Here is a 25,101-nt window from a genome sequence, read left to right as displayed (position 1 = left end):
CTTTTAATCGAATGAAAACTGAACTTTGTTTTCTTTTGTTAGTATCAACTTACAATCAAATGACTTTCCACTTTTTTTAGATTTAAAGCCTTTTAATTTTTTAGTTGTCTTACTTTCACATAATGCTTTTACTACAGTTGGAGGTATACTCTTTTCTAACAGTTTTTTAGGAATCGTAAATTCACAACCGTTATTGTACTCTGTACAACCATAAAATCCTTTTCTATCTATTAAATAGCCATTATCACAAGCAGGGCATTTTGCGATATTGTTAGATGATACTTTCTCTTTGGCCACTTTTTGTATAATTTCTTTATTTTTAACTTCTTCGCTAATTGTCTTTTTTATCATTTCATTAATGGTATTTATAAATGAATCATCATCTTTTTCTCCTTTACTAATACCATTCAAATATTTTTCCCATTGTCCTGTTAAGTCTGGTTTTGAAAGTAAATGTCCTTCCAATAATAGACAAGCTAATATACCATTTTTAGTAATATAAATTTTGTTTTTTTGTACTTGAATATATTTATTCTTCTTCAAATTTTCTATAATGTCAGCTCTAGTTGCTGGTGTACCTAAACCTTTACTTTCTTTAAGTGTAGACTTTAATCCTTCATCTTCTAGTGTTTCTATAGGATTGGCCATTGCTTTTAATAATGTTTTTTCTGTATATCTTTTTGGAGGTGTCGTTTCTTTTTCTAGCAAATCTAATTCAATATCTACTTCTTCATTTTTTTCAAAATTAGGAATTGTTTCTTCGGAAGTTTTTTGTTTATTTAACAAAGCCTTAAATCCCTTATCTTGAATAATTTTACCTTTCACTTCAAAAATGAGCTTTTTAACAGCAATTTCTATAGTAGTCGTTTCATATTGCTCTTTATCCATAAAGTTCATGGCCACATTCTGTAATATACTTTTATAAACATTGATTTCTTCTTCTTTTAAATCTACTTTATTAAAATCATTTCCAGTTATTAATATTGCGTAATGATCTTCTATTTTAGTAGGATTAATCAAGCTGTTATTAGTTAATTCATTATTCAAATTAGTATTAGTTATTTCTTTTAAATAATCTATATTTTCTACTAACATTTCTTTTTCATCTTCTGTGATATATCTTGAATCAGTTCTAGGATATGTGATTAATTTCTTTTCATATAATGTCTGTGCGATTTCTAATGTTCGTTTCGCACTTATTTTATATTTATCATTCATATCTTCTTGTAAAGCTGATAAGTCATAAAATTTAGGTGGCATTGTATAGCCTATTTCTTTCTCAATATCAGTAACTATTCCTTTTTGTGTTAAATCTGTAATGTCATTATCAAACAAGAATTCGTGCAATTCATCTTCACTATCAAATTTGTTTTTTAACTCTGTTTTTACTTCTTGTTCATCTTTGTTAATAGTCGCTGAAACTTTATAAAACTTTTTGCCTTTAAAACCTTTGATGTTATTTTCTCTGTTGTAAACCATGTTTAATGTAGGACTAGATACTCTACCAATGTGAATAACACCGTCATTACCTAATTCTCGTGAAATTTTAGTAAAATGACGTGATAAGTTAATTCCTACTAACCAATCACTTAATTCTCTAGCCCTGCCCTCTTTGTAAAATCCATAAGTTTTTTCTTTAGGTAATATATTTTTAAAAGCCTTTCTTATACTACTTTCAACTTTAGAAGTAAGCCACAATCTTTTTATAGTAACTTTATCTGTTACTTTCAATTGATTTAAAATTTTATATGCTATATTTTCGCCTTCTCTAGCTGGGTCAGTAGCAATAATAACTTCATCAATCTTGTTTTCTTTAAATATATTTTTAATGTTGTTAAATTGATCTTTCGTTTTGTCAGATACTTTAAATTGAAAATCGTCTTTTTCTAACAATATAGGATATGTGCTAAAATTCTTATATTTTTCGTCATATTCTTGTGGTTCTTGCAATTCGACTAAATGACCAACTGCCCAAGTTAAAAAACCACTTACATTTAATTGTTCATCTGAAACTTCCATATACCCATTTTGTTTTTTCTTTTTTGCAAAAACAGTGCTTAAATCCATTGCTTGTGAAGGTTTTTCACATAGAATTAAAGTGTTCATAAGTATCCCCTCTTTCTATTCTTGATTCATACTTACTAAGTTTCTTTGTGTTAGTTCTTCGATATTATCTATCTTTTGTTTACCTTCTTCTTCTGTTAGTTGAATTTTGCCATATCTCATTGAGTAGTCAGAGTTTTTTTCTTTTTTGTTTGTGATTGAAAGTTTAATAGAATAAAGCACTTCATCATCATTATCTACGTCTTGATAAAGTTTAATGTCTTTAGTTTCCTTTTCTACACCTTTAGTTTGTGCTGATTGATTTTGCATTTCAGCTTGTTTTTGCATTTTTTCAGATAATATATCTTTCATATGCTTGTAACCTTTATAATCATCATTTTCATAACCATATTCAATTAGACCTTTTATCATATCGTTTCTTTCTTCTGTAGTGTCTACTGTTTTTTCTTCATTATCCTTTTTACTATTTTTCTCACTTTGATTTTGGCCACAACCAGCCAAAACCAAAGTGAATAAAATAACTATAGTTAATAATTTTTTCATATTCTCCACCTACTTATCATAAATAAATTGCATACGTTGTGTTTCTTCTTTTGTAAATTCTCTTGAACTTATTACTCCTTCGCCTTTTACGTTGGCCTCACTAACTATAATTCCACCGTCTTTTTTAACCTTTTCTACGAACATTATATGTCCGTATGGTGCTGGTGCACCAAAGTTACCAGGTTTTATAGAGGCTCCAGCGCCAGCTTTTGGTTTACTACCTACTTCCCAACCTTGTGCTTTTGCATTATCTCCCCAATCGCCACCATTACCCCATGTTAAAGGTACTGGTTTACCGATTTCTTTTCTACGTTGATGTACATACCATGTACATTGTCCCCATGGATATGATTGTCCGTTATATTTCGATTTATCGGGTTTAGGGAATTCGCCTTTAAAATCAAAGCCTTTACCGTCTGAACCTCCACCACTACTTTCAGTTGAACATTTGGCCTCTTCGCCACCGAATGACTTCATGATTTTTTTAACTGTAGGTACCCAGTTACTATTTAAGTCTGTCGGGTCATTGCTAGCGCCAACTGGTGCGTATTTTGGCCCGATTTTTTCGGGCGTTGTTAAACCTTTAGAAATATATAAGTCATATAAATTTTTTGCGCCTTTATCAAGTCCTTCTTCAATTGAAGGATAAACTTGTAAAGGTCCAGCCCCCATTATTGATAGAGGGTTTTTTTGTTTTGTTGCGTTTGGCCCTTTGCCCCACTCTGATTCAGAGGCTACAATTGCCATAAATAATTTTGGTGGTATTTTATTTTTTTTAGCAATTTTGACCATATCTTTAGCTTTACCTTCTAACGCACCACCTTTGGCATTTTTTTCAAAAGTAGAAATACCCGAACCGTCTACACTTCCACCAGTACACGCACCAGTTGCTGTTGATTCAGCCTCTTTCATTTTTTGGTCGCCACTCTCATTAATCTCTTTCGTGAAAGATCCTACAAGATAAGCAACCATTATAAAAATAAGAAGGAAAAAACCTATAACTATAGCTATTACTGGTTTTAATATTTTGGATAATGCTTTTTTCTTCATTAGCATTGTTATCCCTTTAGCAATAGCAGTCCACATGATACTTTACCTCCCTCTTATTTTTTCTCTAATTTCTCTATATCTTTTTGAATTTCTTTTTTCTTGTCTTTATCTTTTGTGTTGTCCTTTTCTTCTTTTAGTTGTTTGATTTTAGCTTTATTTATTTCTTCTTCAACTTCATCATCTTTTAGTTTTTTATTAATATCTTCAGCTGATTCAACATAACCTTCTTCGGCTGACGCTAAAGCCAAACGTTTGCTTTGTTCTTCGTAATTACCTGTTGAGCCTACACTAAATGCTGTTCCGTCTTTGTCTAAGATTTTCTTTTCTAGGCTCAAAGTATCGTTGTTTTCAAAGTTGTAAGCTAACTCTCTTATTTTATTTTGCTTACCTTCTTTATATAATTGTTCAATTACATAAGGTGTGTTTTTACTGCTTAATTCAATTAATTCTTCATATTTCTTTTCTTTTTTTAATGGTTTTTCAATATCTTTTTTGTTAAAGCTATCGTCATTTTTCATTCCTTTAACTGCTTGATCGACATTGCCATTATAAAGATTTTCATACACTTTACTTCTTTGTTCTTGCTTATCTGCTTGTGCTATTTTGCTATCTAATTCTTGTTGTTTTCCGTTTATAATCATAAATGAAATTAGGCTTATAACTATTGCAATACCAACAAAACCAAGTATTAAATTTCTAATGTATTTTTTTCGTGTTTCTCTATTGCGTTTTTCTTCATTCAGTAAATACTCTGTCTGTACTTGATTTAATTCATGTCTTACAATCTCTTTCAATTTTTCAAAAGTTTCTGCATTATTAACTTTATGGAAGAAATCATCTTTTTCTTTTGATAAAACTTCAAATTTATTGCGATAATACTTATCAAACGTGTATTGTGATAATGTACTCATTATTAACAATTTATACTGTTCTAAATTATTTATTTTAGGTTTAGGTAAATATTCATGCCCTTTAAATGCTATTTTTATATCCTCAATATTTTTAAAAAATAGGTTTGCTGGGTGCATAACAGTTATATTGTCCTTTAATGGATCAACTTTTAACACATAATCCATTAAAGATAATTTGAGTGCTTTGCTTTCTTTTTTTGCTGATAGGAAGGAATTATATTCATTGTCAGTGTTGTAAATGATATGAAAATAATCGCCTTCCTTTTGTAAATCTTTAACTTCAAAAAACAATTCATTAGGTTCTGTTAGGTCGTATCTAATTTCATCTATGTCTGATATATGGCATAAATCAACATTGATGATATATTCTAAGTGGTTATGTTTCCCTACTAACGTTCCTTCATTAAAATTTCTGATTTTCATGAGATTACCTCCTATTCATAAATCATTTCTGCTTGTCTTAATTCTTCTTCTAATTCTGCTAAATCAATATCTGATAATCCTAGTTGCTCTACATAATTCGGCTCTATGTCTGCTGATTCTTCATAAATCGTTTCATATAAATCTTTATTCCAAAGTCTTGTTTCTTCTCTATCTAAATCAATTCTTATAAATGCTCTTTGTGTTCCGTATAGTAGTAATGCCTCGCCCTTTTTCTTTTTAGTTAAATGAGATATTTCTTGATCGCTAAATTTCAATCCTAATTTATCAACAACATCATCAACGCCTACGTTATCCATTCCAAAGAAGAATTTAGTATGACTATTTTCAATAATAGCTGAACCTATTTCTTGTGATGTTCTAAGAATATCTTTTATTTGTTGAGTAGAGGCAATGGCACCACCACCATATTTTCTAATACGCTTATATGCTTGATAATAGAAATCTAAGCTATATTCATTTGTTGCTAAGAAGTGTAATTCATCAGTCATTAATACCGTTTCTGTTGTTCTATCTTTTGTAATTTCGTCCCATAAGAAACTAAATATATTTAAATATGCTGCACTTTGAACATCTTTTTCTGTTTGTAATGGTTTAAGGTTAAAAGTAACAATTTCATTATCTAACTTGATGTTTGTATAACCGTCAAAAATTGTAGTAGTACCATGTTCCATTGTGTAATCTTCTATGATAAGCGTTAAGTCCTTTAATACCTCATATTTTTCTGGGTCTAAGTCTTTTAGTTTGTTATATAATTCTGTTAAAGTTGGATAATCTTCGCTTTTGAAATCTGATAATTTCGCATTACCTTTAAAGCCTTTATCTTGATATAACTGTCTTAAAGTTGAAGATAATACAGATATTTCTGTTTGAGATATTTCATCTTTAAGAACTCTAAAGAAGGTTTTCAACTTCCCTATTTTAGAACGAACTAATGTGTCAATTTGACTTTCTTGTTCGTTGCTTTCCGTTAAAACATCTGATGTTGTTTCATTGTCTGTTTCATCTTCTTTTTCAAATACTTCTTCTGAAAATATTTCAAATGGATTAATTTTGATATTTGAACTTGTTGAAATATTTACAACTGTTCCACCGTAATATTTAGTTATATATGAAAATTCATCTTCGGGATCAATGATAAATTGTCTTATAGATTTTTTTACATTGTCTAAAATCATTCTCATGTTCAAAGTTGATTTACCTACACCACTTGTACCGATAATAGTCATATTTTTATTTAAAGTTTTTTCTTTGTTATTGAAATCAACTGCTACTAATGAATCTGTATTTTTGTTAATTCCAAAAACTGATGTATTAGGTGTTAAATCAATAATTTCTGAATCATCAAACATAAAGAAATGCCCTGCTGTTGCTGTATCCATATTTTGTTGTGTAAACGCTGATAAGAAGTTTCTATTTAACGGAAGAACTGTATGAAATGATTCTCTCATTGCGTTTGTAGGTGTATGTGTTTTAAGTCTTAATCTCGTTAAAGTACGCTTAACATCTTTTTCTAGCGCTTGTATCTTTTCGTATGAATCGCCATTTAACGTGATATACATATACATGTACATAAATCCTGTTTTTTCATCTAAAAATTTATCAAGTTGTTTTTTACTACTATCAATTTCTCTTTTAATTGTTGCATTTCGTTTCGGGTCTGTAGTACGCATTTGTTCTGCTTTTTTGTTTTTAATTGAGTTGTTTAAATGGTCAATCATTTTTTCAATATTTGCTGGTCTAATAAATTTCGTTATTTGGATATTTCCGTTTTTCTTTAGTAGATTTGATAAGTACGCCCCTTTTACTGATTGAGGGTAGTCAACTACTAATAAATTTTTAATATAGTTTTCGCCAGTTTCTATATGTGATTTTTTCTCTATCCAACTAAATGGATAAATACTATCCACTGAATCTGTATCTAATACTTCTGTTATCCTTTGAAAAGATTCATTGTAAATTTTGTTTGTTGCTTGTTCTTGTTTTCTCTTTTTTAAAATTGCCATATTCAAAAACTCCTTTCGTTCTAATTACTAAGATGATAATCGTTATATCCTTTATAATCATATAACGCATAAAACTGGTTTAAGTATTCGGTTTGGTATATAGGTCTAGTTTCTAAACCGTAATGTGAAAATGCTTGTTGTAATGCCTCTTTATTAAGATTTATCTTTTCATGTAGTCTGTTCACTGCATGATCTAATTGTGCTACCGTATTTTCTGTTATTTTTTCTGAGAAGAAAATATAATGTTTTTTTGTACTCATTTCGCCTTTTGCTAACTTTTCTTGTAAAAACAATATGCGACCAGCTATTAATTGGCCTCGTCTTGTTGGTTTGTTATCGTTATTTTTCATATCAAGTAATACTTGTCTATAAAGATTCTTTATATAGTTTTGTATGTTTACTGGTTCAGTAATAGTTTTAATCATTGGTTCATCATAAAGAATATTTGAAATAAAAGATGAATATTCTTCTAATAAATCATTTTGTTCAAATTTAGTTAATAACTCTGTATTTACACCAGTTATATTTAAACCTCCACTAATATAACCGTCTTTAGTAACAACATAATCTTTATAAAAACCAGCTATTAATGAATCATCTTGAATACTTTGATTCCGTCCGTCCCCTTTTATATATCTATTTATAATTTCAAATTGTTGTTCGTTATTTTTATTTTGTTTATTCTTTTTTTTAAACATCATCATCACCCAATCTTTCTTTACTTTTATAAAAGTAAACTTTTTGCCTTTTAGTAAATTGCTGTGATTGTTTCAAAATATCAATCATTCTTATATTTTCTTTTGTGCTAATTGGTCTAATTGTTAGCAATCCATATATTGTTAAGCCAAAAATCAAACCTACTATAAACACCATAAAACCAGTTACTAAGTTAAGTAATCCCATTAAAAACGTTACACTAAATGCAATTACTAAAAACAGTAAAAAAGGTATAAATACGATTGCTAACTCTTTACCATTTAAATTTAAAAATATTTTATAGCTAGCGTCTACATTACGAGGTATTATATTTTCTTTAACTTTCTTTTCTTCGCCTAACATATCAAGCATTATATCTTTAACTTGTTGCTCAACGGACATATAATCCACTCCTTTTAAAAGAAAAAGCTACATTACTAGAATGTAGCTTTTGTTGTGTTTATTGAAATAGGTTGTATACCCATGGAACCAACCAAACAAGTGCTGCACCAAGAGCTACACCAGCTAATGCCATTCCGACACCTCTAAACATTTCATTTTTTGTCATTGGATCGTCGATAGTCGGTAATTTTTTAATAACTATCCATACACCTGCACAGATACCAACAATAACAATAATACCAGTTAAGAAAGTTTGAATTTGTTGTAATCCTTGTTCAATTTTCGGACCAGGGTTAGCCGCCGCAAATGTTGGATTTGCTAAAATAAAACTTAAAAATGCTACGTAAACAGTTATTAAACTAATTTTTTTAATCATAATTAATCAACCTTCCTTATATTTTTTTCTTTTCTAACTCTTGGTTTAATTCTATTTCACTACGAGAAAGCGAATTATCTTGTTTCATTTCTTTAGATAATTTTACTGCCTCCTCAAAAGTGTCTGCTGATGTTAAATCTTTTTTATTTCCGTCTTTATCAAAAACAGAAACAGAATACCCTTTTTCTGTTGCTACAACTTTAGGGTCATTTTCTAAAGTGCTTTCGTCATATCTAGCGCCAAAGAATTCTGTAAATCCCATTGCTATTTGTCCCGAGGCGTTTTTTAATTCTTCAAATCCTAACCTCATTGAAGGAGAAACAGTTAGCTTTTCTTTAGCCTTTTCAATGAAACTATCTTTAAAATCTGAAATTAAATGTTCTGACTTACCATTAATTTCATTTTCTAAAGTAACCATGCTTTCATTATCAGTGACTTTTTCAACACTAGAAATGTTGATATTACCTTTCAATGCTGTTGCTGTAAGTCCCAAACTTAACGCTAAATCTTCTTTAGCATTTTCACTAACTTTATTTGTATCGGTCAATCTCTGCTTTCGTTCCTGTTCTAATTGGGTGTTATATTGTAATTGCTTTTGTCGATTGTGATACTCATTAAGTTGGTCATAGTTTGTAAGTGCTTGATTTTTTGAATTATAAATAAATAATTCATCATCTACCATTTCGTAATTGGTTTCATTACCAAAAGTGTTTTGAACAGCCTCTTTATAAGTGCTACCAGAATTCAAATAATACATATCATTATCTTTATTGGCGTATAAAAGAACTTTTTGTTTATCCTCTCTATCTTCGGCCATTACTAACTTATTTTCTTTTCTATCTGTAGCAATGCCTTTGATATTAAAAGTATTAACTTCATCATCTTTCACACCAAATCTTGATTGATAATTTAGTTTGCTCTCATATTTTTTTTGCTCAATAGATCGCTTTCGATATTCTTCAATACGTTTACGAAATGTTACGTTATCCAATTACAACCCACCTTTTCTATTTGATAAATCAATTATAACATAACCTTACATGTCATGTCATGTAATTTATACAACTTTTTAAACTTTTTTGTCATGACATGTCATGTGTAAATGTGGTATTGTGTAATTAACTAGAATTACACGAAAGGACAAAAAAGGAGGTTATATTACTATGAATAATAATGAAGAAAATTCAGTCTTTTTATCAAAAAAGAAAAAAGTATCACTACATTTGTTAGTTGATCCCGATATGAAAGACGAGATTATCAAATACGCACAAGCAAAAGATTTCGATAACGTTTCACAAGCTGGTAGAGAAATCTTAAAAAAAGGATTAGAGCAAATTAAAAGTAATAAATAATTTATGTATTAGGCAACACCTCACTTAAATAACTCACAAACAGTAAAGATTATACACCTTTTCGGGTGTATAATCTCTTTTTTTTGAAAATTTAACTTTAAAACTATTTAAATAAAAACATTGGATTGTTTTCCATATTTTTTCTTCTCATAATCGTTGTATGCATTTCTTCAAGTTCAGCAATGATACTTCGCATTAAATAGCCTTCCATATTAGATACCTTTTCTTGTTTTTTAACAAGGTAGCCTTTAAATCGTTTTAAAACTAATAGTAATTCTTCATCTATATCTTCTAACATATAACCTGTATCGTATTTGTTATTAAATGATTTTCTAGCTTTTAAAATAACTGATTTAATACTTTTAACTTCTTCATAACTAAAATTATTAATATAACTTTTACTTAATTCGGGGAATTCTTGAAGTTCTATATATTTAAGAGATTCTTTATCATGAGTATTTGAAAAATGATTTGAATGATTTGAATGTTGGTTTATATCATTCATATTATTCATATCATTACTTTCAGTATCAATAAAGTCAGTATCAATAAAATCAGTATCATTTGTGTGTCCTTTTGACATTTCTAGGCGTGTTGTTTCGACATTTCTAGACGTGTCCTTTTGACATTTCTGGACGTGTCCTTTTGACATTTCCTTATCTTGTAAGGGCTCAACTTCATTTTCAGCCTTATCTATTTCATAAATATCATTTTTAGTTATGGCTGGTTTTAATAAATAAAGTAGATTTGGTTTGTTTAAACCCTGCCTTTTTTGAATTAGTAAATCTACATTTTCTAATTCTTTTTTAATTTTAGTGATTTTTTTGTTCCCACAATTTAATATCACTTCTAAATCAGCAACTGTATAAATGAAATATATATTACCTTCTGTATCTATCCAGTTATTTTTAATAGATAATTGTAGGCGATCTCTCAATATTGCGTAAGCAATTTTAGCGTCATTCGATAAATCTTTATAATTAGGATTAGTAAAAAATACTTTAGGTAATTGGTAAAAGCGTTCTTTATAATTTTCTTCTACCGTAAAAAATTGTTTAGACATGATAAAAACTCCTTTAAATGTTTATTTGAAGGAGTTTAAGTAATATCGTTATTTACAAGTGATGAATAAGGTTATATAATATTATCCGTTATATATAACTTAAAGACTTGTTGCTTTTATCTTGTAATGTATCGAGCTTGTATATATAATAAAGATACAAACAAATAGTAAAAGTAAATAACACATATTATTTAAACTCTTTAGACATCTAACAACCGCCAAGCGTTAGGTGTCTTTTTCTATGTTCAATAGTAACACTATTTTAAAAAAAATAAAAACTTTTTTGTTGCCTCACAGGTCAATTATATGCTTGTAATGAAATGTATTTGATAACAAATCTCTAATATAATTAATACATCTAAAATTATGAGGCCGATAAATCATGAATGAATACCGTATACAAAAACTATATAGATACATTTGTTTAGAATTTAAAAACCAGCGTCAACTCATAGGCAAGCGACAAGAAGAAGTTGCATTTGATTTGAGTGTGACTGCTGGTCATCTTTCACGTATCGAGAATGGTAAAAAACCTAGAATAGCATTACATACATTTTTAGTAATGTCTGAATACTATGGTGTAGACTTTCATAAGGTAGTTAAAAATGCAGAAGAAAAAATGGAATTGGATGAAGGAATGTAGATATTAAAGGTCATCAATACTAATATCTACCATTTCTTCTTCTTTTTCTTCTATTTTAGGCGTTTCAGCTTGTTTTAATTGATCCTTACGTTCCATTGCGTCTTTAAAACTTTCTTTATTACGTTTAATAGGCTCTGTATGCTCTTTTAAGGGCGCTGTGTGTTCTTTTGAAGGTATTGGAGGGTTTTCCCCTATTTCTTCAATATAGCGCCTCAATGCCTCTCTTATGTGTGCTGTTTTGGTACCTCTAGGAACATTTTCTAAAAAATCGAAGATTTGAGGGTAATCTTCTTTTTTTATTTTCAGAAGATGTTTAGTTTCTTTCTTATCCATAATTATTTACTTTCTTGCTCTACTTTGTTTTTTAACAATTCCCCCAATTTTTCATATCCACGAACATTACTAAACTGGCTATCATCTGCTTTCTCGAATACATCTGAATAATAATGACTTAATGAATCAAAATGAATGTTTGCACCACCACCAGTAACAATAATTCTGTCAATTGAATTTATATTACCTACAGTGATTTCAAAGTTACTCATAACTTCTTCTATCAAACTATCCTGTTCGTTATAAAATTCATCTTTAAAGTCAATAACTGTTTTTTGATTAAGTTTACATTGCTTGTATTCTAATCCTTTTTCAATCATACGTGGTGTGATTGAGGCACCTTCTGATTTTTTAGATACGTGACTAGCAATTCGTTTATAAAAATCAATAGTACCTTTGTTTATAACAAAACTTTCTTCCTCTACACGTTTCATATTTTGATAAGTATCAATAATTGTAGTACCACTACCAAAATCAAGAACACTGTACTTACCTTCTGTAAATGCTTTGAATACTTTTCCGTTTTCCATATTAAGATCAAGCAAAGTTCCCATAGGTTGAGCTACTATCTTAACGCCTTTAACATTAATTGTTTTAGCGATACCATCAATTTCAATTAAACGACTTTTATTTAAAAGTTTTTCAAACTTAGCTTGTTTATCAGTTCCTATTTCATTACTTGGCATACCAGTAGCAATTACAACGTTGACAACTTCTTCTGGCACTTCTCTTGCTAATAATCCTATAGAACATTCAACCAAATCTTTGAAAGATTTAATATCATATCTATCATTTGTTGAGGCAGTATCTTTACCAGTATTCGTAGTTTTATCTAAATCATTACCAAATAGTAATACTTCATCATTATTCCCATTGATAATAAATTCTGATACATCTAATTTATTATCAACAAATCCTTTTAATTGATTGTTTTCATTAGTTTTTCTTCCGATTCTTGAAGGGATTACAAATTTTTCATCATTAATCTTCCCTTTTACAAATCCATTACCAAAATCTAAAGCCATTACATATACGTTACTCATAATAAAACCTCCACATATTATTTACTCTTTTTAAATTAGTACAATTGATCAAATACCACAAGTTATTTATATACTTTTCTATATTTGTATATACTAGTACATATCAGTATATATTATAGTATATCTTAGTATATACCAGTATATACTGTGTGGGTAAAAAAATAACAACCAGCATTTATTTACTTGATTGCTACTTCTTATAATTAATTTTAACACATTTTGCATTACATGTCATGTCATGTTTGATATTTTCGTAGAAAATTTATGTCATTTCTATACCAATTGTTAGAACCAAAAGAAAAATAGTAACAACAATACCTAAAGCAATACCAATATACAAACATACTTTCCATGGAAGAATGAAAATTGAGATAAATTTAAGGAATATTGTACATAAAGCCACTGTCATAGGAACACACATAATGAAATATAGAAAAAATCTAAAAATAGGGTTAATATGAACAGCATTTTCGCCAGCTGTTGATAATAAAATCATAATAAAACCTCCTATTCTTAAAATATTAAATACTGTGGATTTTGCTATTAATAAATCAATTGTTTTATAAGTTTATCATCATATTAATATTTGATAATTTCTATTAATTATTATGATTCATTTCATTTATTTCTTTGCTTTCTTCATTGGTATTTTCAGATTCTTCTATAATTTCATTTCTTTCTAAATTGTGTTCTTTATTATCTTCAATATTAAGTAAATTTTCATTTATAATTTTCTTTGCGTCTGCTGATCTATTTACATTAAATTTATTGAAGAACCATCTTCCAAATTTTTCGTATTCTCTTTTCTTTTCTTCTTTAATTTTTTCTTGAAGTTTTTCTTTTTGTTCTAACATTTTTTGAATATCAGCCATAATTAAAACCTCCATATTTTTGTTAATTTAATTATAACCTTTTCATTTGACAGATTCAAGTTTTACCGTTATAATCTAGTTAAATCCCGTAAGGGCGCACTTATGCGAACGTTCCGTTCGCGTGCTAAATTCGTGAAATTAAAAATTAATTTTTAATTTATTTCGCCTTCGCTCAATATTTGGTTTTTAAGGAGTTTTAAATATGGCTATGTACCATTTTCAAAATAAGTTTGTATCAAAAGCAAATGGACAAAGTGCAACAGCAAAAGCTGCATATAATAGCGCTAGTAGGATTAAGGATTTTAAAGAAAACGAATTTAAAGATTACTCAAATAAGCAATGTGATTATAGTGAAATTTTATTGCCTAATAATGCTGATGATAAGTTTAAAGATAGAGAATATTTGTGGAATAAAGTTAATGATGTAGAGAACAGAAAAAATAGTCAAGTTGCACGTGAAATTATAATTGGTTTGCCGAATGAATTTGATCCAAATAGTAATATTGAATTAGCAAAAGAATTTGCTGAATCTTTATCAAATGAAGGTATGATAGTAGACTTAAATATTCATAAAATTAATGATGAAAATCCTCATGCACACTTATTATGTACATTACGTGGTTTAGATAAAAATAATGAATTTGAACCTAAACGAAAGGGCAATGATTATATAAGAGATTGGAACACAAAAGATAAACATAATGAGTGGCGAAAAAGGTGGGAAACAGTGCAAAATAAACACCTAGAAATGAATGGTTTTTCTGTTAGAGTTTCTGCTGATTCTTATAAAAAGCAAAATATAGATTTAGAACCCACAAAAAAAGAAGGTTGGAAAGCTAGAAAGTTTGAAGATGAAACAGGTAAAAAATCTTCAATATCCAAACATAACGAAAGTATTAAAAAAAGAAACCAACAAAAAATTAATAAAATGTTTGATGAAGTAGATGATATGAAATCTCACAAGTTAAATGCTTTTAGTTATATGGATAAATCAGATTCGACTACATTAAAAGATATGGCCAAAGATTTAAAAATTTATGTAACACCTATAAATATGTATGAAGAAAACGAAAGACTTTATGACTTAAAGCAAAAAACAGCATTAATAACTGATGATGAAGATAGATTGAATAAGATTGAGAATATAGAAGATAGACAAAAAAAGCTGGAATCTATAAATGAAGTCTTTGAAAAACAAGCTGGAATTTTCTTTGATAAAAATTATCTCGAACAAGCATTAAACTATAGTGATGATGAAAAGATCTTTATTACACGCACTATATTAAATGATAGAGATGTGTTACCAGCTAATCATGAATTAGAGGATATAGTTAAAGAAAAACGTATAAAAGAGGCTCAAATAAGCCTTAATACAGTTATAGGCAATAGAGATATAAGTATAGAATCTATTGAGAAAGAATCAAATTTCTTTGCTGATAAACTTTCAAATATTCTTGATAAAAATAATTTGTCCTTTGATGATGTGTTAGAGAATAAACATGAAGGTATAGAAGATAGTTTGAAAATTGATTATTATACTAGCAAATTAGAGGTTCTAAGAAATGCAGAAAATACATTAGAAGATTATTATGATGTACAAATAAAAGAGTTATTTACAGATGATGAAGATTATAAGGCTTTTAATGAAGTTACTGATATTAAAGAAAAACAACAGCTAATTGATTTTAAAACTTATCATGGCACAGAAAACACGCTTGAAATGTTAGAAACAGGTAACTTTATTCCTAAATACAGTGATGAAGATAGAAAGTATATAACTGAACAGGTTAAGTTATTACAAGAAAAAGAATTTAAACCTAATAAAAATCAACATGATAAATTTGTGTTTGGGGCTATTCAAAAGAAATTATTGAATGAATATGACTTTGATTACAGTGATAACAATGATTTAAAACATTTATATCAAGAATCAAATGAAGTAGGGGACGAAACAAGTAAAGATAACATTGAAGAGTTTTATGAAGGTAATGATATTCTTGTAGATAAAGAAACTTATAATAATTACAATAGAAAACAACAAGCCTATGGTTTAGTAAATGCTGGACTAGATTCAATGATATTCAATTTTAATGAGATATTTAGAGAACGTATGCCTAAGTACATAAATAATCAGTACAAAGGTAAAAATCATAGTAAACAGCGTCATGAGTTGAAAAACAAAAGAGGTATGCACTTATAGTTTGTAAATAATATAACATTGTGAAGTTGGGAGATAAGAATTTGGATTTTAAATTATTATACTATGTTATTAAAATGATCCCTATTGATACAATAGTGAGTATATTAGGCTTATTTGCTACATTTGGTGGTGCGTTAGTTGGTGCTTTTATAGCAGGGCTATTCACGTTAAAAGCAATTAATAAAGATTTAGAAGAAAGAAAACAAACTGCCGAAAAAGATAAAGAAGAAAATAGACAAAGAGAAGAGAAAAAGATCAAAACACGATTGTTATTTGAAATGGATAACTTAATTATGTTTAACCATGAAATAGCTGAAAATATATATTTAGATGATAAGTTAAAGCGAATAAAATTTCTAAAGAATTTTGTTTTATATGATAAAATGAATACTATTAATTTAACATTGTCAGAGTTAGAAAAATTTCGATATTTGTTAAAGCATAATTATTTAAGCTATGAAGATAAAGAAGAAGAAATATATAAGAAGTTTTTAGAAGTATATGATTCCGATATTTCAATTGACTTACCCTCTGACAAAATCAAGAAAGTAAAATCCTTTCTTGATAATACGAAAAATGAGGGGGAAATGTGCTGGCATGTTGATAAAAATAGTATATTACGTTTGAAAGACTTTAATAATAATTTACAGGAATTATCTCACTTAATATATGTATTAAGTACCGAGGAATTAAATGTGCTGTATGGTATTAAACAAACTATTAAAATTATGTTAGAAAATGCAGAAGAAACTGAAAGAGACTTTTTTTATATGGTTGATAAATATTATTTTCTTCACAATATACTAATAAATCAATTAAATGTTATGTGCAAAAATATATTATAAAAAAAGAAGGCTTAATTGCCTTCTTTTTATATGTCAATTTCTTCTTCTTGTTTAGTTTCAATTTCTTTGTTCTGTTCATCTTTATTAAAATCTTCATTGCTTTCAGTAAAGGATATATTTTTAATACCAGCTGAATTTTTAATTTTAAAATCTATATAAACATTTTCATTAGTATCATGTTCTAATTTAGCAGTCATATTTGATCGTTGGCCATTTTGTTGATTTTTATTCATTGAAAAGTAAGTTTCATTTGTATTATCAATATTATCTACATTTAACTCATAGCCCATTAATACACCATTACTTACAAATTGGCGTAATGTATCTTTTAAGCCGTTTTCTTCAACAGACTTATTTACAAAGTTTTCAAATGATACTATTTCATCTTGTGGGCTTAATTTATGCTTTTCTTCTAATATATTACCGTCTATATCTCGTTCATGAATATATTTTTTGTTTTTATCTTCATTATCATCATCTTGCACAAATATAGTTGTAGTATTATTAATAACATTTCGATTATAAGTTTGAGTGAAGTTGTAATCTCTATTTTGTGAATCGTCATGTTTATTAATCAATTCAATTTTAGCTTTATCTTGTGAATTATTTGTATTAAACCCTTTGTAATCAATATTCACTTTAAAATCATCATTCTCATAACTATTCTCAGAAATTTCATTAAGTCCATAATCATTAACTAAATTACCTTTGATAACAGTTATTTTATCAAATCCATTTTTTAGGTTTGTATCTATCATTGTTGAAAGGTCTTTATATATGTCTTTGTTCATTTCTGATTCTAGTTTTTTATCTATATATTGTGAGAACTCTGGTAATGAATTTATTTCTTCAATTGTAGTTTTTGCAAATGAATGTATGTTTTTTATGTGGTCTTTTAATTCCTCATCACTTATATTTTGCCCCCAGCCACTTAAATATCCTAAAGAGTAATCGCTAGTATCTAAACCATAATAATTAGCGACTACATATGCAGAACTTTCAGCCTCTATTTCTTTTAAGGACTTACTATGTTCAGATGTTTGTGTTTGACCTATATCGGCATTATGCAATTGAGAGTGTGCGTATTCATGTATTAAAGTTTTAAAGCGCATATCATATGACAAATCATCAGAAATTACAATTTCATCTGTTTTGGGAACATAGTACCCTTTAGCGCCACTGGATAATGCCTGGTCATCTAATACATGTTTTTCTTCTACGCTTGGTGTTAATTCATCATTAATGTAATCTTTGAATTCATTATATAAGTCTTTATAATCATTAGAGTTTTCAAATTCAGTTTTTATTAGGTCTTTTGCTGTTATTAAAGGTTTGCCTTTTGTGTCTGCTACATCAAATACATTATGCGCCCTATATCCAGTAATAACTGGTTTTCGTTCAGTTTTAGGATTACCATTATTATCACGCATTAAATTACCGTTGCTATCTTTTATTTCGACATTACGCTTTTGTACAATAGGCGCAATTATATTCATACTTTTTGCACCTTTTTGTACTTGTCTATCAAATTTATTCTTCCACGCTTTATAGCCAGCTACAGCTGTAGCCTCGGGATTTTGACCAGCAATCAACATAATATTATTAATTGAGTAGTTGTGAAATTTCGCTGTAGTATCTAAAAATTCCTTATAGGTTTGGTCATTGTTTTTGAAGTCATCTAGCTTATTATTCAAATCTTCTACTATTGAATCTATTTTTTTCTTTTTATAATTTTCTTTTGAATAAGCCATATATTACACCTCGCTAATAGGTTTATAAAGTTCTTTGTATAATTCTTTTTTAGCATTATATAGATAATATCCAACAACTTCATATTTTAAATTCTTATTTAATTCTTCTGAAAATAATAATTCACTTGTTTCTGATTTTGTTATATAAATTGGCAATTCACTTCCAATGATTTCAGTATATGTTTTTAACATATTGCACCTCCTACATTTCTAAATTATCTCTTTCTTGCTTTAATTCATTTTTAATAGAATTAATAATATTACTATGTGTTTCTTCTGATCCATTTATAATATCTTCAAAAGATATTGAGTTAGTTTCATTTTCTAAAGAATCATTTATGAAATTAGGTTTGAATTCAGAACTCTTTGTTCCATGTAATTCAGTATTGATATAGTTTTTAAAATGACCGACTATTTCAATATCATTTTCTCTTTCTTTATATTGTTCTTTAGTAATATTGTGTAAGGGCAGGGTAGCTTGTTTCATTCCTTCATAAAAATTTTCTCTTTCTTTGTATAAATGGTTAGATACAGGGGCAAATTCTAAATCATATTTAGCTTTATCTAAAACAGTTAAACTATTTTCAGCTAAAATAGATGATTTGTTCGTTGTATATTCATAGAAATTATTTGAAAAATTGTTTCTAGCGTCATCTAAATAAGTTTTCACTTCTTTTCTATCCTCTATAGAAAGGGGAAGTTTATCATTATAAATTTCTTGTTCATAAACTTCATATAAAACATTGTTATCTCTAAACATGTTATTTAAGGGCTCATTATAGAGATTAAAGGCTAACTGATTATTTAAAGCCTTTTTCTCAATATCGTTGTTAATGTTTAATCCTTTAATATTGATTTCAGTATCATAGAATGTTTTTAAATCTTTAACTTTATCTAAGCTATCTAAATTATTTCTATCTGAAAAATCTTCTAAATCCCTTCTATAAACAGCTAAAGCATTATAATTTGATCGTTCGTCAAATAAATTAATATTTTGTTTTAATCTATCTTTAATAATTTCATTAGGTGGTATATCTTCGATTAGATTTTTAACAAATTTACCTTCATTATCTTTATAATCTGTTAAATCAATATAAATATAAGAATCATCTTCGAGAGTTTTAAAATCATTGTATGAAAACTTATAGTTTATATTATCGTAAGTTTTATCCATGTCTTGAGTTAAGTTATCATTTAATAACCTTATATTATCGTTTTCTTCTATTGGAATTGCTGGGAAGTCATTAATATATAAATGATGTTTTTCGGGGTTATAGCTTACATTATAAGTAATATCATTTTCTGTTATGGTATGTGAATCCTCAATAACAGGTTCTCTATTTGGTTCTACATGATATGAATATCCTTTCATACTTAATACTAAATCAACAAAAGCGTTAGTATACCAATCATCTGAATATTCATCTTGTTGTGTGAAATCATCAATATCATTAATATCACTGTCAAAATAGGTAATTTCTTCTGACTTAATGGCATTTACTAGCTTTTCATAACCTTTATTTGCTGTATCTTTAGTAAAATATTCATCTAAATTAGTTAAGTTATAATCAAATTCATAATCATCTATACTCATAATATGTGGTGTTTGATATTTTTCGTTAGAATCTTCTAAATCATAAACTGGTTGAGTATACACTTCGTTATAGAAATTATTTCTATAGACTAAATTACCTACTATGTTTTTATTAGTCATATCTCTTTGTTCGTTCATTTGTTTATCACTTGCTGGTACATAATAAAATTCAGAATTTAGTTCATAATCGGTGTTGTTCAAAATTCCTCGGGGTGTAAACCTCATTATTAAATCACTCCTTTTTGTTTAATAAAAACCTAATGTAAATATAACCTCCATATAGTAATTATACCATTTATGACGTGTCATTTCATGTCGTGTCATAATAAATAAAAAGAAAAAAAGGCCTTTTTACAGGCCTTATAAATCTAAATCAATATCTTTATTCTTTTCGTTCTCTATATCATAATTCAAAAAGTCTTTTACATGCTTTTCTGGTTCTTTTTTGATAGTTAGCGCAGACAAAGTAAAATGTTTGTTATTTTTCTCAACTTCTAAGTAAGGATTATCAATATCATTAAAATTAATTTTAGCTGGGTAGTCTGTTAGGCTTTTAAACTCATACAGAGTTTCATAATCATCTAGCAAATCTAACTTTTCATTAGGCAGAGAAGATTGTAATTTATTATATCTATTTGATCTTCCATTAGATATTAATTCATTAATAGCATTTTTAGTTTGTTGATTATCAATACTATCTTGAATATTCAATTCTTTGTGGAAGTATTGCATAGTTGAATATTTAACTAATGGTATCTTACTTAAACTAGCTTTTGCTTTTATGTAATCTTTAGACATAATATCGTATTTTTGTTCAATATCTGGTGCTTGTTGCTTTAAAAAATTATTAACATTTTGTGGTATTTTGGCTTTTGATCTGTTATTAAGGTATTCATTATTACTAATTACTATAGACTTTGTTAAATCAATAGCTGAATTGGGTTTATCGGGCTGTTCGCCTCCTAAATCAACTTTATATTTATTAGGTATTTTTTGTGCATTTGTTCTAAAAGGTATACAAACTCTATTATTATTTCGTTTGAAAGAATAATAATATGGTCTTGAACCATTTTTATTGCTTGATATTTCGTTTCCTCGTAATTTATTAAATAGGTTTTGATTTAAACGAACAACTTCCATTGTTATTCACTCCATAAATTTAATAAAAAAGAGGCGTAATATACGCCTCCTTAAAACAATATAATTTGTTTGATCTCTATAGTTGTTTCTTTCCGTGCAGTATTAATTTTTATATCTGCGCCACAACGCCGATTCTAGTTCGTGTAGTATTAATTTTTATATCTGCGCCACAACGCCGATTCTAGTTCGTGCAGTATTAATTTTTATATCTGCGCCACAACGCCGATTCTTTTCTTACTTATATTATAACAATACCTGTCATGTTGTGCAATGTTTTAAAATGATAATTTAGATAGGCTTGAAAGCTTGCTAACAAACTCCTCATACTTAATAGCTGTCTCATCTATTGTTGTTAATCTTCTATTCAATGGTTCATGTAAGTAAGATTTATTTAATAAAAAACCAAGCAAAGTAAGATTTCTTCTTAATCTAGGAGATTCAGCAACATCAAAAGCATAAACAAGTTGCTCTTTTAAATTTGTATAACTATTATTTTCTATAAAATTAATGAAACGATTAATTATTGCAATCACACAATCACACAATTGTATTGTCCTATGTTCGTGAGATTTATACCAATGTATATTTGAATTAGAGAAGGATTTAATTTTTTCTTTAATGTGCATTTCTTCATCAAAACTATGTTTACTATGTATTAGTATTTTAGAATTAATTGTATATAAAGCAGAGAAATCTTTAATATAGATATGAGATTCTTCTCCACTAAAAAGATTATCTTTAATCACAGTATTAGTAAATAAATCAATTAACACCTTTGTATATTCATTCTGATTACTTTGTTTTGATAGGTATTGTGCAAACTCTGTATAGAAGTCATTAAGCTCTTTCTGTTCTACTAAATTAGGGAAATTATATTTTTTAAATAATTTTTCCAACCATGGTATATCGTTTTTTACTTTCAAATATAGTTCTTGCTTTAATAATTGAGGGTTATATATACGTTTAATAGAATTATTTTTGCTATTATCATAAGAATTATCTACTATATCAACAATAGTAAGCCATAACAAATTTAAATAATTAAAATGTAAATTATATCCTTTAATTTTAATATATTCCAATATCAATTCTATGTTTTTAGTATCAATAGACTCCAAAAAATCATCAGATTTCTTAAAAATATATTTGGATTTTAGTTCTGGAATGTTACTATTTATTTTTAATTTGTTCCATAATTCATTATGGTTATCATTTATTATTTCTTTTTCACTAACTAAACCACCTAATGAAAATTTTTGAAAGGGATTAACATTAAAGGAATCGTTTTTCAACCTAAACATTCTTGAATTATTTGTTTCATCATAATAATAAAATTCACGTCTATCCATATTTTTATATTCATAGTATTCTTTAATTAAATCTCTCAATTTACTATCCACAATATTTTTCCTCCTTTAACTTTTGTATTCTCTTAATATTCTATAGACAGTATCTCTGCTAACATTTACCTTTTCAGCAATTTCTTGCCCTGTATAATCTTTGGTATCGTATAAATGTTTAATGTAATCTTTTTTTTCTTGTGGCATTGCTTTTCTGCCCCCCATGTTACCTCTTGCTCTAGCTGATTCTAAACCTTTTTTAGTTCTTTCGCTTAATAAGTTAGCCTCTAATTCAGCAAAAGCACTCATCATTGTAAAAAACATCTTTCCCATTGGGTCTTTAGTATTGATATTCATATCAATAATTTGTAATTCAATATTATTATTCTCTAGCCATTGGGCTAAATCTATTAGTTGCTTAGTTGTCCTGCCTAATCTATCTAGCTTGTAAATAACTAAAGTGTCGCCTTCACGTAAATAATCTAAACATTTATCTAGTTCAGTTCTATTTACTTTACGCCCACTAACTTTTTCGCTAAATATTTTCTCACAACCAAAATTACTTAAAGCGTCTATTTGTAAATCTAAACTTTGATCTCTGGTAGATACACGAGCATAACCAATATTGGCCATAATTGTAATTATCCTTTCTAAAATAGCATTGTATAGTGTTTTTAATGTATGATTACCTATAAAATTAATTCTCAACGCAAATGAGAGCTAATCTGTTTGTATTATTTGCCATGTTATTTATTAATTATCTTACATAGAATATAATACAAGATTTTAATACAGTAGTCAACCCATTATAGCGCTATTAAGAATAGTAATACATAGTGTACTAAATACAATCGTTTATAATACTATTATTTCACTCTTTATTTTTGCGAACATATGTTCTATAATTAGTTGAGGTGTTTACTGATATGAAAATAATAAATCCTAATATGCCCGAACCGTACAAATATGAAACTGATTATAGAAACATACCGAGGGAATACTTAAATCCACGTATTCCAAAAGGTAGAGGAATAATTAAGTGGAACGCATTTAAGACGATACCCCAGCAATATGAAATATTGGAACAACACATAGAAGATCAAAATAAAATAAATATGCCTCTATTGTCTGATGACCAACTACAAGAAATTAATGAAAAAGTAAGTAGCAAGATTAGTAAAAACATATTAACTGATTTAGATTACTGGCAAGACGGATATATATATTCGATTCAATGTTACATTAACAAAATAGATGAATTAAATGGATTTATGATTATCACTAATTCTAATTCAAACAATAAACTAAGAATATCTTTAAGTAGTATTGTTAGCGTACAGTAAAAAACACCAATGAATTTAATTTCATTGGTGTTTAAATTATTTTAATTATCCTGCGAATCTTCTACTAGAAATTCATTTGATACATTATCATAATCTAAGGTATATTTCGTCTGAACTACATTATTATTGTTGGTTTTACTTAACTCAATATATACTTTATTTTTATCACGTTTAACGCTATTTATCTTAACATCTTTAAATTTAACTTTTGATTTAGACTTAACCTGTTTTTTAAGTTGTTTTTCTAATTGAGAGTTATTTTTAACGTAGTCAGATATATATTTATAATCTTTCTTTTTATATGCTTTGTTTAACTCTTTCGTATATTCTTTAATATAGCTTTTAGATTTTTCTTTAACCTTTTTACTTTTATTCTCATACTCTGTTATTTGAGATTTCTTAAAGCTCAATTTTAAATTTTGAGATGTATTATCATAATTACGTCTTATATTTATTCTGTTAGTTTTAAACTCTTTACCCTCTAATTTTCCAATCGCATATACACTTAATTCTGTTGGATTGTAATACTTTCCATATGTCTTTTTGGAATTATAATCAACATCTTTATCATCAATTATAATTTTGTAACTATTTTTTTCTAATAAATTATCATGGTTTAGCTTAACCTTAAACCAGCTTTGGTTAAAATCTTCATCTGCATATATCTTATTATTGTTTCCTCTATTGCCTAAATCTATATCTATTTTTCCTGTCAAAGTCCCGTTATGAATTGAATCTTCAATTGTTTTATCTGTTTCAATACTATATTTACCAATAAAGAACTTACCTAATTCTGTTGTTTGATTGCTTTCTGCTATTACCTCTTTATCAGCGTTTCCCTGCTTATATTTGTAAAATCCAGTGTTATTAAATTCTTTCACATAAACGCTGGTAAGTTTAGGTTTGAATTCTAATTTATCTATAAAAAAGAAATTCTTCCCGTTTTTCTTAATAGTTATTAGGTTATTTCCGTATTGATCTGTTATAGAGCCATACTCGGTATTATGGTCTTTATTTTTATCAATATTACTTTTAATTTTTTGCATTTGTTCATTGTATTGTTCTTGATTTTCGATAAAGTCCGTATAATTGT

At 27.7% G+C, this 25,101-nt stretch carries 26 protein-coding genes; 5 read left to right on the top strand and 21 right to left on the bottom strand.

The features are described from left to right. Positions 1–3 precede the first annotated feature (3 nt). From topB to trsA, 9 genes are read right to left on the bottom strand one after another with little or no spacing between them, the layout of a single operon-like run. Positions 4–2,106 (bottom strand): DNA topoisomerase III, encoded by a 2,103-nt coding sequence (gene topB, locus KA894_RS10405; RefSeq protein WP_030061483.1) that lies wholly within the window; start codon positions 2,104–2,106, stop codon positions 4–6. A gap of 15 nt (positions 2,107–2,121) precedes the next feature. Next, the gene (gene trsH / locus KA894_RS10400; RefSeq protein WP_000735570.1) at positions 2,122–2,607 is read right to left on the bottom strand and encodes a TrsH/TraH family protein; all 486 of its coding nucleotides are present in this window, start codon (positions 2,605–2,607) and stop codon (positions 2,122–2,124) included. A 9-nt stretch (positions 2,608–2,616) separates the two neighbouring features. Beyond that, a complete protein-coding gene (locus KA894_RS10395) occupies positions 2,617–3,693 on the bottom strand; it encodes a CHAP domain-containing protein (RefSeq protein WP_031921304.1) in 1,077 nt (358 codons plus the stop codon). 17 nt (positions 3,694–3,710) lie between these two features. Then, entirely contained in the window at positions 3,711–4,991 is a 1,281-nt protein-coding gene (locus KA894_RS10390) for a hypothetical protein (protein WP_210133945.1), read from the bottom strand. A gap of 11 nt (positions 4,992–5,002) precedes the next feature. Beyond that, positions 5,003–7,015, bottom strand: a complete 2,013-nt coding sequence (locus KA894_RS10385; protein WP_030061475.1) for a VirB4 family type IV secretion system protein — start codon at positions 7,013–7,015, stop codon at positions 5,003–5,005. Positions 7,016–7,035: 20 nt separating this feature from the next. Beyond that, entirely contained in the window at positions 7,036–7,719 is a 684-nt protein-coding gene (gene trsD / locus KA894_RS10380) for a TrsD/TraD family conjugative transfer protein (protein WP_030061473.1), read from the bottom strand. Next, entirely contained in the window at positions 7,706–8,113 is a 408-nt protein-coding gene (locus KA894_RS10375; protein ID WP_030061471.1) for a hypothetical protein, read from the bottom strand. The genes trsD and KA894_RS10375 overlap by 14 nt, the downstream gene beginning before the upstream one ends. A gap of 58 nt (positions 8,114–8,171) precedes the next feature. Beyond that, complete coding sequence (locus tag KA894_RS10370) at positions 8,172–8,489, bottom strand: CagC family type IV secretion system protein (RefSeq protein WP_030061469.1); 318 nt, start codon at positions 8,487–8,489, stop codon at positions 8,172–8,174. A 16-nt stretch (positions 8,490–8,505) separates the two neighbouring features. Next, positions 8,506–9,480, bottom strand: a complete 975-nt coding sequence (gene trsA / locus KA894_RS10365) for a conjugative transfer protein TrsA (protein WP_030061467.1) — start codon at positions 9,478–9,480, stop codon at positions 8,506–8,508. A 172-nt stretch (positions 9,481–9,652) separates the two neighbouring features. Between trsA and KA894_RS10360 the strand changes: the two genes are divergently transcribed. Then, on the top strand, positions 9,653–9,841 hold the full coding sequence (locus tag KA894_RS10360; RefSeq protein WP_030061465.1) for a hypothetical protein: 189 nt from the start codon (positions 9,653–9,655) through the stop codon (positions 9,839–9,841). 103 nt (positions 9,842–9,944) lie between these two features. Here the strand turns inward: KA894_RS10360 and KA894_RS10355 are convergent, their stop codons facing one another. Further along, positions 9,945–10,904: a replication initiator protein A gene (locus KA894_RS10355; RefSeq protein ID WP_030061463.1), complete on the bottom strand. Its 960-nt coding sequence runs from the start codon at positions 10,902–10,904 to the stop codon at positions 9,945–9,947. A 382-nt stretch (positions 10,905–11,286) separates the two neighbouring features. Here KA894_RS10355 and KA894_RS10350 point away from each other — a divergent pair, with 382 nt between their 5' ends. Beyond that, on the top strand, positions 11,287–11,547 hold the full coding sequence (locus KA894_RS10350; RefSeq protein WP_001008214.1) for a helix-turn-helix domain-containing protein: 261 nt from the start codon (positions 11,287–11,289) through the stop codon (positions 11,545–11,547). A gap of 3 nt (positions 11,548–11,550) precedes the next feature. On the opposite strand, the gene KA894_RS10345 is transcribed toward KA894_RS10350, so the two are convergent. The 4 genes from KA894_RS10345 to KA894_RS10330 all read right to left on the bottom strand — a co-directional run bounded on the left by KA894_RS10345 (position 11,551) and on the right by KA894_RS10330 (position 13,795). Continuing rightward, on the bottom strand, positions 11,551–11,880 hold the full coding sequence (locus KA894_RS10345) for a plasmid segregation protein ParR (RefSeq protein WP_030061459.1): 330 nt from the start codon (positions 11,878–11,880) through the stop codon (positions 11,551–11,553). Between the two features lie 2 nt (positions 11,881–11,882). Beyond that, a complete protein-coding gene (locus tag KA894_RS10340; RefSeq protein ID WP_000073390.1) occupies positions 11,883–12,923 on the bottom strand; it encodes a ParM/StbA family protein in 1,041 nt (346 codons plus the stop codon). Between the two features lie 262 nt (positions 12,924–13,185). Next, on the bottom strand, positions 13,186–13,419 hold the full coding sequence (locus KA894_RS10335; RefSeq protein WP_000602212.1) for a hypothetical protein: 234 nt from the start codon (positions 13,417–13,419) through the stop codon (positions 13,186–13,188). A 103-nt stretch (positions 13,420–13,522) separates the two neighbouring features. Continuing rightward, on the bottom strand, positions 13,523–13,795 hold the full coding sequence (locus KA894_RS10330) for a hypothetical protein (RefSeq protein ID WP_030061451.1): 273 nt from the start codon (positions 13,793–13,795) through the stop codon (positions 13,523–13,525). Positions 13,796–13,997: 202 nt separating this feature from the next. Here KA894_RS10330 and KA894_RS10325 point away from each other — a divergent pair, with 202 nt between their 5' ends. Then, positions 13,998–15,995: a MobA/MobL family protein gene (locus KA894_RS10325; RefSeq protein ID WP_182094133.1), complete on the top strand. Its 1,998-nt coding sequence runs from the start codon at positions 13,998–14,000 to the stop codon at positions 15,993–15,995. Positions 15,996–16,036: 41 nt separating this feature from the next. Then, on the top strand, positions 16,037–16,840 hold the full coding sequence (locus KA894_RS10320; protein ID WP_168997107.1) for a eukaryotic translation initiation factor 3 subunit J: 804 nt from the start codon (positions 16,037–16,039) through the stop codon (positions 16,838–16,840). A 26-nt stretch (positions 16,841–16,866) separates the two neighbouring features. Here KA894_RS10320 and KA894_RS10315 read toward each other — a convergent pair whose 3' ends face one another. From KA894_RS10315 to KA894_RS10290, 6 genes are all read right to left on the bottom strand, one after another. After that, positions 16,867–18,591 (bottom strand): ArdC family protein, encoded by a 1,725-nt coding sequence (locus tag KA894_RS10315; protein WP_030061443.1) that lies wholly within the window; start codon positions 18,589–18,591, stop codon positions 16,867–16,869. A 3-nt stretch (positions 18,592–18,594) separates the two neighbouring features. After that, positions 18,595–18,783: a hypothetical protein gene (locus tag KA894_RS10310; protein WP_030061441.1), complete on the bottom strand. Its 189-nt coding sequence runs from the start codon at positions 18,781–18,783 to the stop codon at positions 18,595–18,597. A gap of 10 nt (positions 18,784–18,793) precedes the next feature. After that, the gene (locus KA894_RS10305; RefSeq protein ID WP_030061439.1) at positions 18,794–20,410 is read right to left on the bottom strand and encodes a hypothetical protein; all 1,617 of its coding nucleotides are present in this window, start codon (positions 20,408–20,410) and stop codon (positions 18,794–18,796) included. A gap of 135 nt (positions 20,411–20,545) precedes the next feature. After that, a complete protein-coding gene (locus tag KA894_RS10300; protein ID WP_030061437.1) occupies positions 20,546–21,325 on the bottom strand; it encodes a hypothetical protein in 780 nt (259 codons plus the stop codon). 275 nt (positions 21,326–21,600) lie between these two features. Continuing rightward, positions 21,601–22,725, bottom strand: coding sequence for a DUF3800 domain-containing protein (locus KA894_RS10295; protein ID WP_030061435.1), 1,125 nt, complete (start codon positions 22,723–22,725; stop codon positions 21,601–21,603). 15 nt (positions 22,726–22,740) lie between these two features. Continuing rightward, positions 22,741–23,298 carry a recombinase family protein gene (locus KA894_RS10290; protein ID WP_030061432.1) on the bottom strand — a complete coding sequence of 186 codons (558 nt, stop codon included), beginning with the start codon at positions 23,296–23,298 and terminating at the stop codon, positions 22,741–22,743. 293 nt (positions 23,299–23,591) lie between these two features. Here KA894_RS10290 and KA894_RS10285 point away from each other — a divergent pair, with 293 nt between their 5' ends. Beyond that, positions 23,592–24,008, top strand: a complete 417-nt coding sequence (locus KA894_RS10285; protein ID WP_030061428.1) for a YolD-like family protein — start codon at positions 23,592–23,594, stop codon at positions 24,006–24,008. 41 nt (positions 24,009–24,049) lie between these two features. Here the strand turns inward: KA894_RS10285 and KA894_RS10280 are convergent. Then, positions 24,050–25,101, bottom strand: a 1,052-nt coding sequence (locus KA894_RS10280; RefSeq protein WP_210125778.1) for a TcaA NTF2-like domain-containing protein, incomplete at its 5' end; no start/stop codon positions are given.

This window comes from Staphylococcus sp. GDY8P131P, assembly GCF_017891975.1.
Taxonomy (GTDB): Bacteria; Bacillota; Bacilli; order Staphylococcales; family Staphylococcaceae; genus Staphylococcus; species Staphylococcus nepalensis.
Note: the sequence above shows the minus strand (reverse complement) of the source record. Positions and strands in the feature narration are given on the sequence as shown.

Excerpts from the sequence above, each read along its gene's own strand:
- KA894_RS10335 (WP_000602212.1), bottom strand. The coding sequence starts at position 13,419 with ATGATTTTATTATCAACAGCTGGCGAAAATGCTGTTCATATTAACCCT.
- KA894_RS10330 (WP_030061451.1), bottom strand. The coding sequence starts at position 13,795 with ATGGCTGATATTCAAAAAATGTTAGAACAAAAAGAAAAACTTCAAGAA.
- KA894_RS10340 (WP_000073390.1), bottom strand. The coding sequence starts at position 12,923 with ATGAGTAACGTATATGTAATGGCTTTAGATTTTGGTAATGGATTTGTA.
- KA894_RS10375 (WP_030061471.1), bottom strand. The coding sequence starts at position 8,113 with ATGTCCGTTGAGCAACAAGTTAAAGATATAATGCTTGATATGTTAGGC.
- KA894_RS10315 (WP_030061443.1), bottom strand. The coding sequence starts at position 18,591 with ATGGCTTATTCAAAAGAAAATTATAAAAAGAAAAAAATAGATTCAATA.
- KA894_RS10370 (WP_030061469.1), bottom strand. The coding sequence starts at position 8,489 with ATGATTAAAAAAATTAGTTTAATAACTGTTTACGTAGCATTTTTAAGT.
- KA894_RS10285 (WP_030061428.1), top strand. The coding sequence starts at position 23,592 with ATGAAAATAATAAATCCTAATATGCCCGAACCGTACAAATATGAAACT.
- KA894_RS10310 (WP_030061441.1), bottom strand. The coding sequence starts at position 18,783 with ATGTTAAAAACATATACTGAAATCATTGGAAGTGAATTGCCAATTTAT.
- KA894_RS10390 (WP_210133945.1), bottom strand. The coding sequence starts at position 4,991 with ATGAAAATCAGAAATTTTAATGAAGGAACGTTAGTAGGGAAACATAAC.
- trsH (WP_000735570.1), bottom strand. The coding sequence starts at position 2,607 with ATGAAAAAATTATTAACTATAGTTATTTTATTCACTTTGGTTTTGGCT.
- KA894_RS10305 (WP_030061439.1), bottom strand. The coding sequence starts at position 20,410 with ATGAGGTTTACACCCCGAGGAATTTTGAACAACACCGATTATGAACTA.
- KA894_RS10300 (WP_030061437.1), bottom strand. The coding sequence starts at position 21,325 with ATGGAAGTTGTTCGTTTAAATCAAAACCTATTTAATAAATTACGAGGA.
- KA894_RS10345 (WP_030061459.1), bottom strand. The coding sequence starts at position 11,880 with ATGGATAAGAAAGAAACTAAACATCTTCTGAAAATAAAAAAAGAAGAT.
- KA894_RS10350 (WP_001008214.1), top strand. The coding sequence starts at position 11,287 with ATGAATGAATACCGTATACAAAAACTATATAGATACATTTGTTTAGAA.
- KA894_RS10385 (WP_030061475.1), bottom strand. The coding sequence starts at position 7,015 with ATGGCAATTTTAAAAAAGAGAAAACAAGAACAAGCAACAAACAAAATT.
- KA894_RS10355 (WP_030061463.1), bottom strand. The coding sequence starts at position 10,904 with ATGTCTAAACAATTTTTTACGGTAGAAGAAAATTATAAAGAACGCTTT.
- trsD (WP_030061473.1), bottom strand. The coding sequence starts at position 7,719 with ATGATGATGTTTAAAAAAAAGAATAAACAAAATAAAAATAACGAACAA.
- KA894_RS10325 (WP_182094133.1), top strand. The coding sequence starts at position 13,998 with ATGGCTATGTACCATTTTCAAAATAAGTTTGTATCAAAAGCAAATGGA.
- KA894_RS10395 (WP_031921304.1), bottom strand. The coding sequence starts at position 3,693 with ATGTGGACTGCTATTGCTAAAGGGATAACAATGCTAATGAAGAAAAAA.
- topB (WP_030061483.1), bottom strand. The coding sequence starts at position 2,106 with ATGAACACTTTAATTCTATGTGAAAAACCTTCACAAGCAATGGATTTA.
- KA894_RS10290 (WP_030061432.1), bottom strand. The coding sequence starts at position 23,298 with ATGGCCAATATTGGTTATGCTCGTGTATCTACCAGAGATCAAAGTTTA.
- KA894_RS10360 (WP_030061465.1), top strand. The coding sequence starts at position 9,653 with ATGAATAATAATGAAGAAAATTCAGTCTTTTTATCAAAAAAGAAAAAA.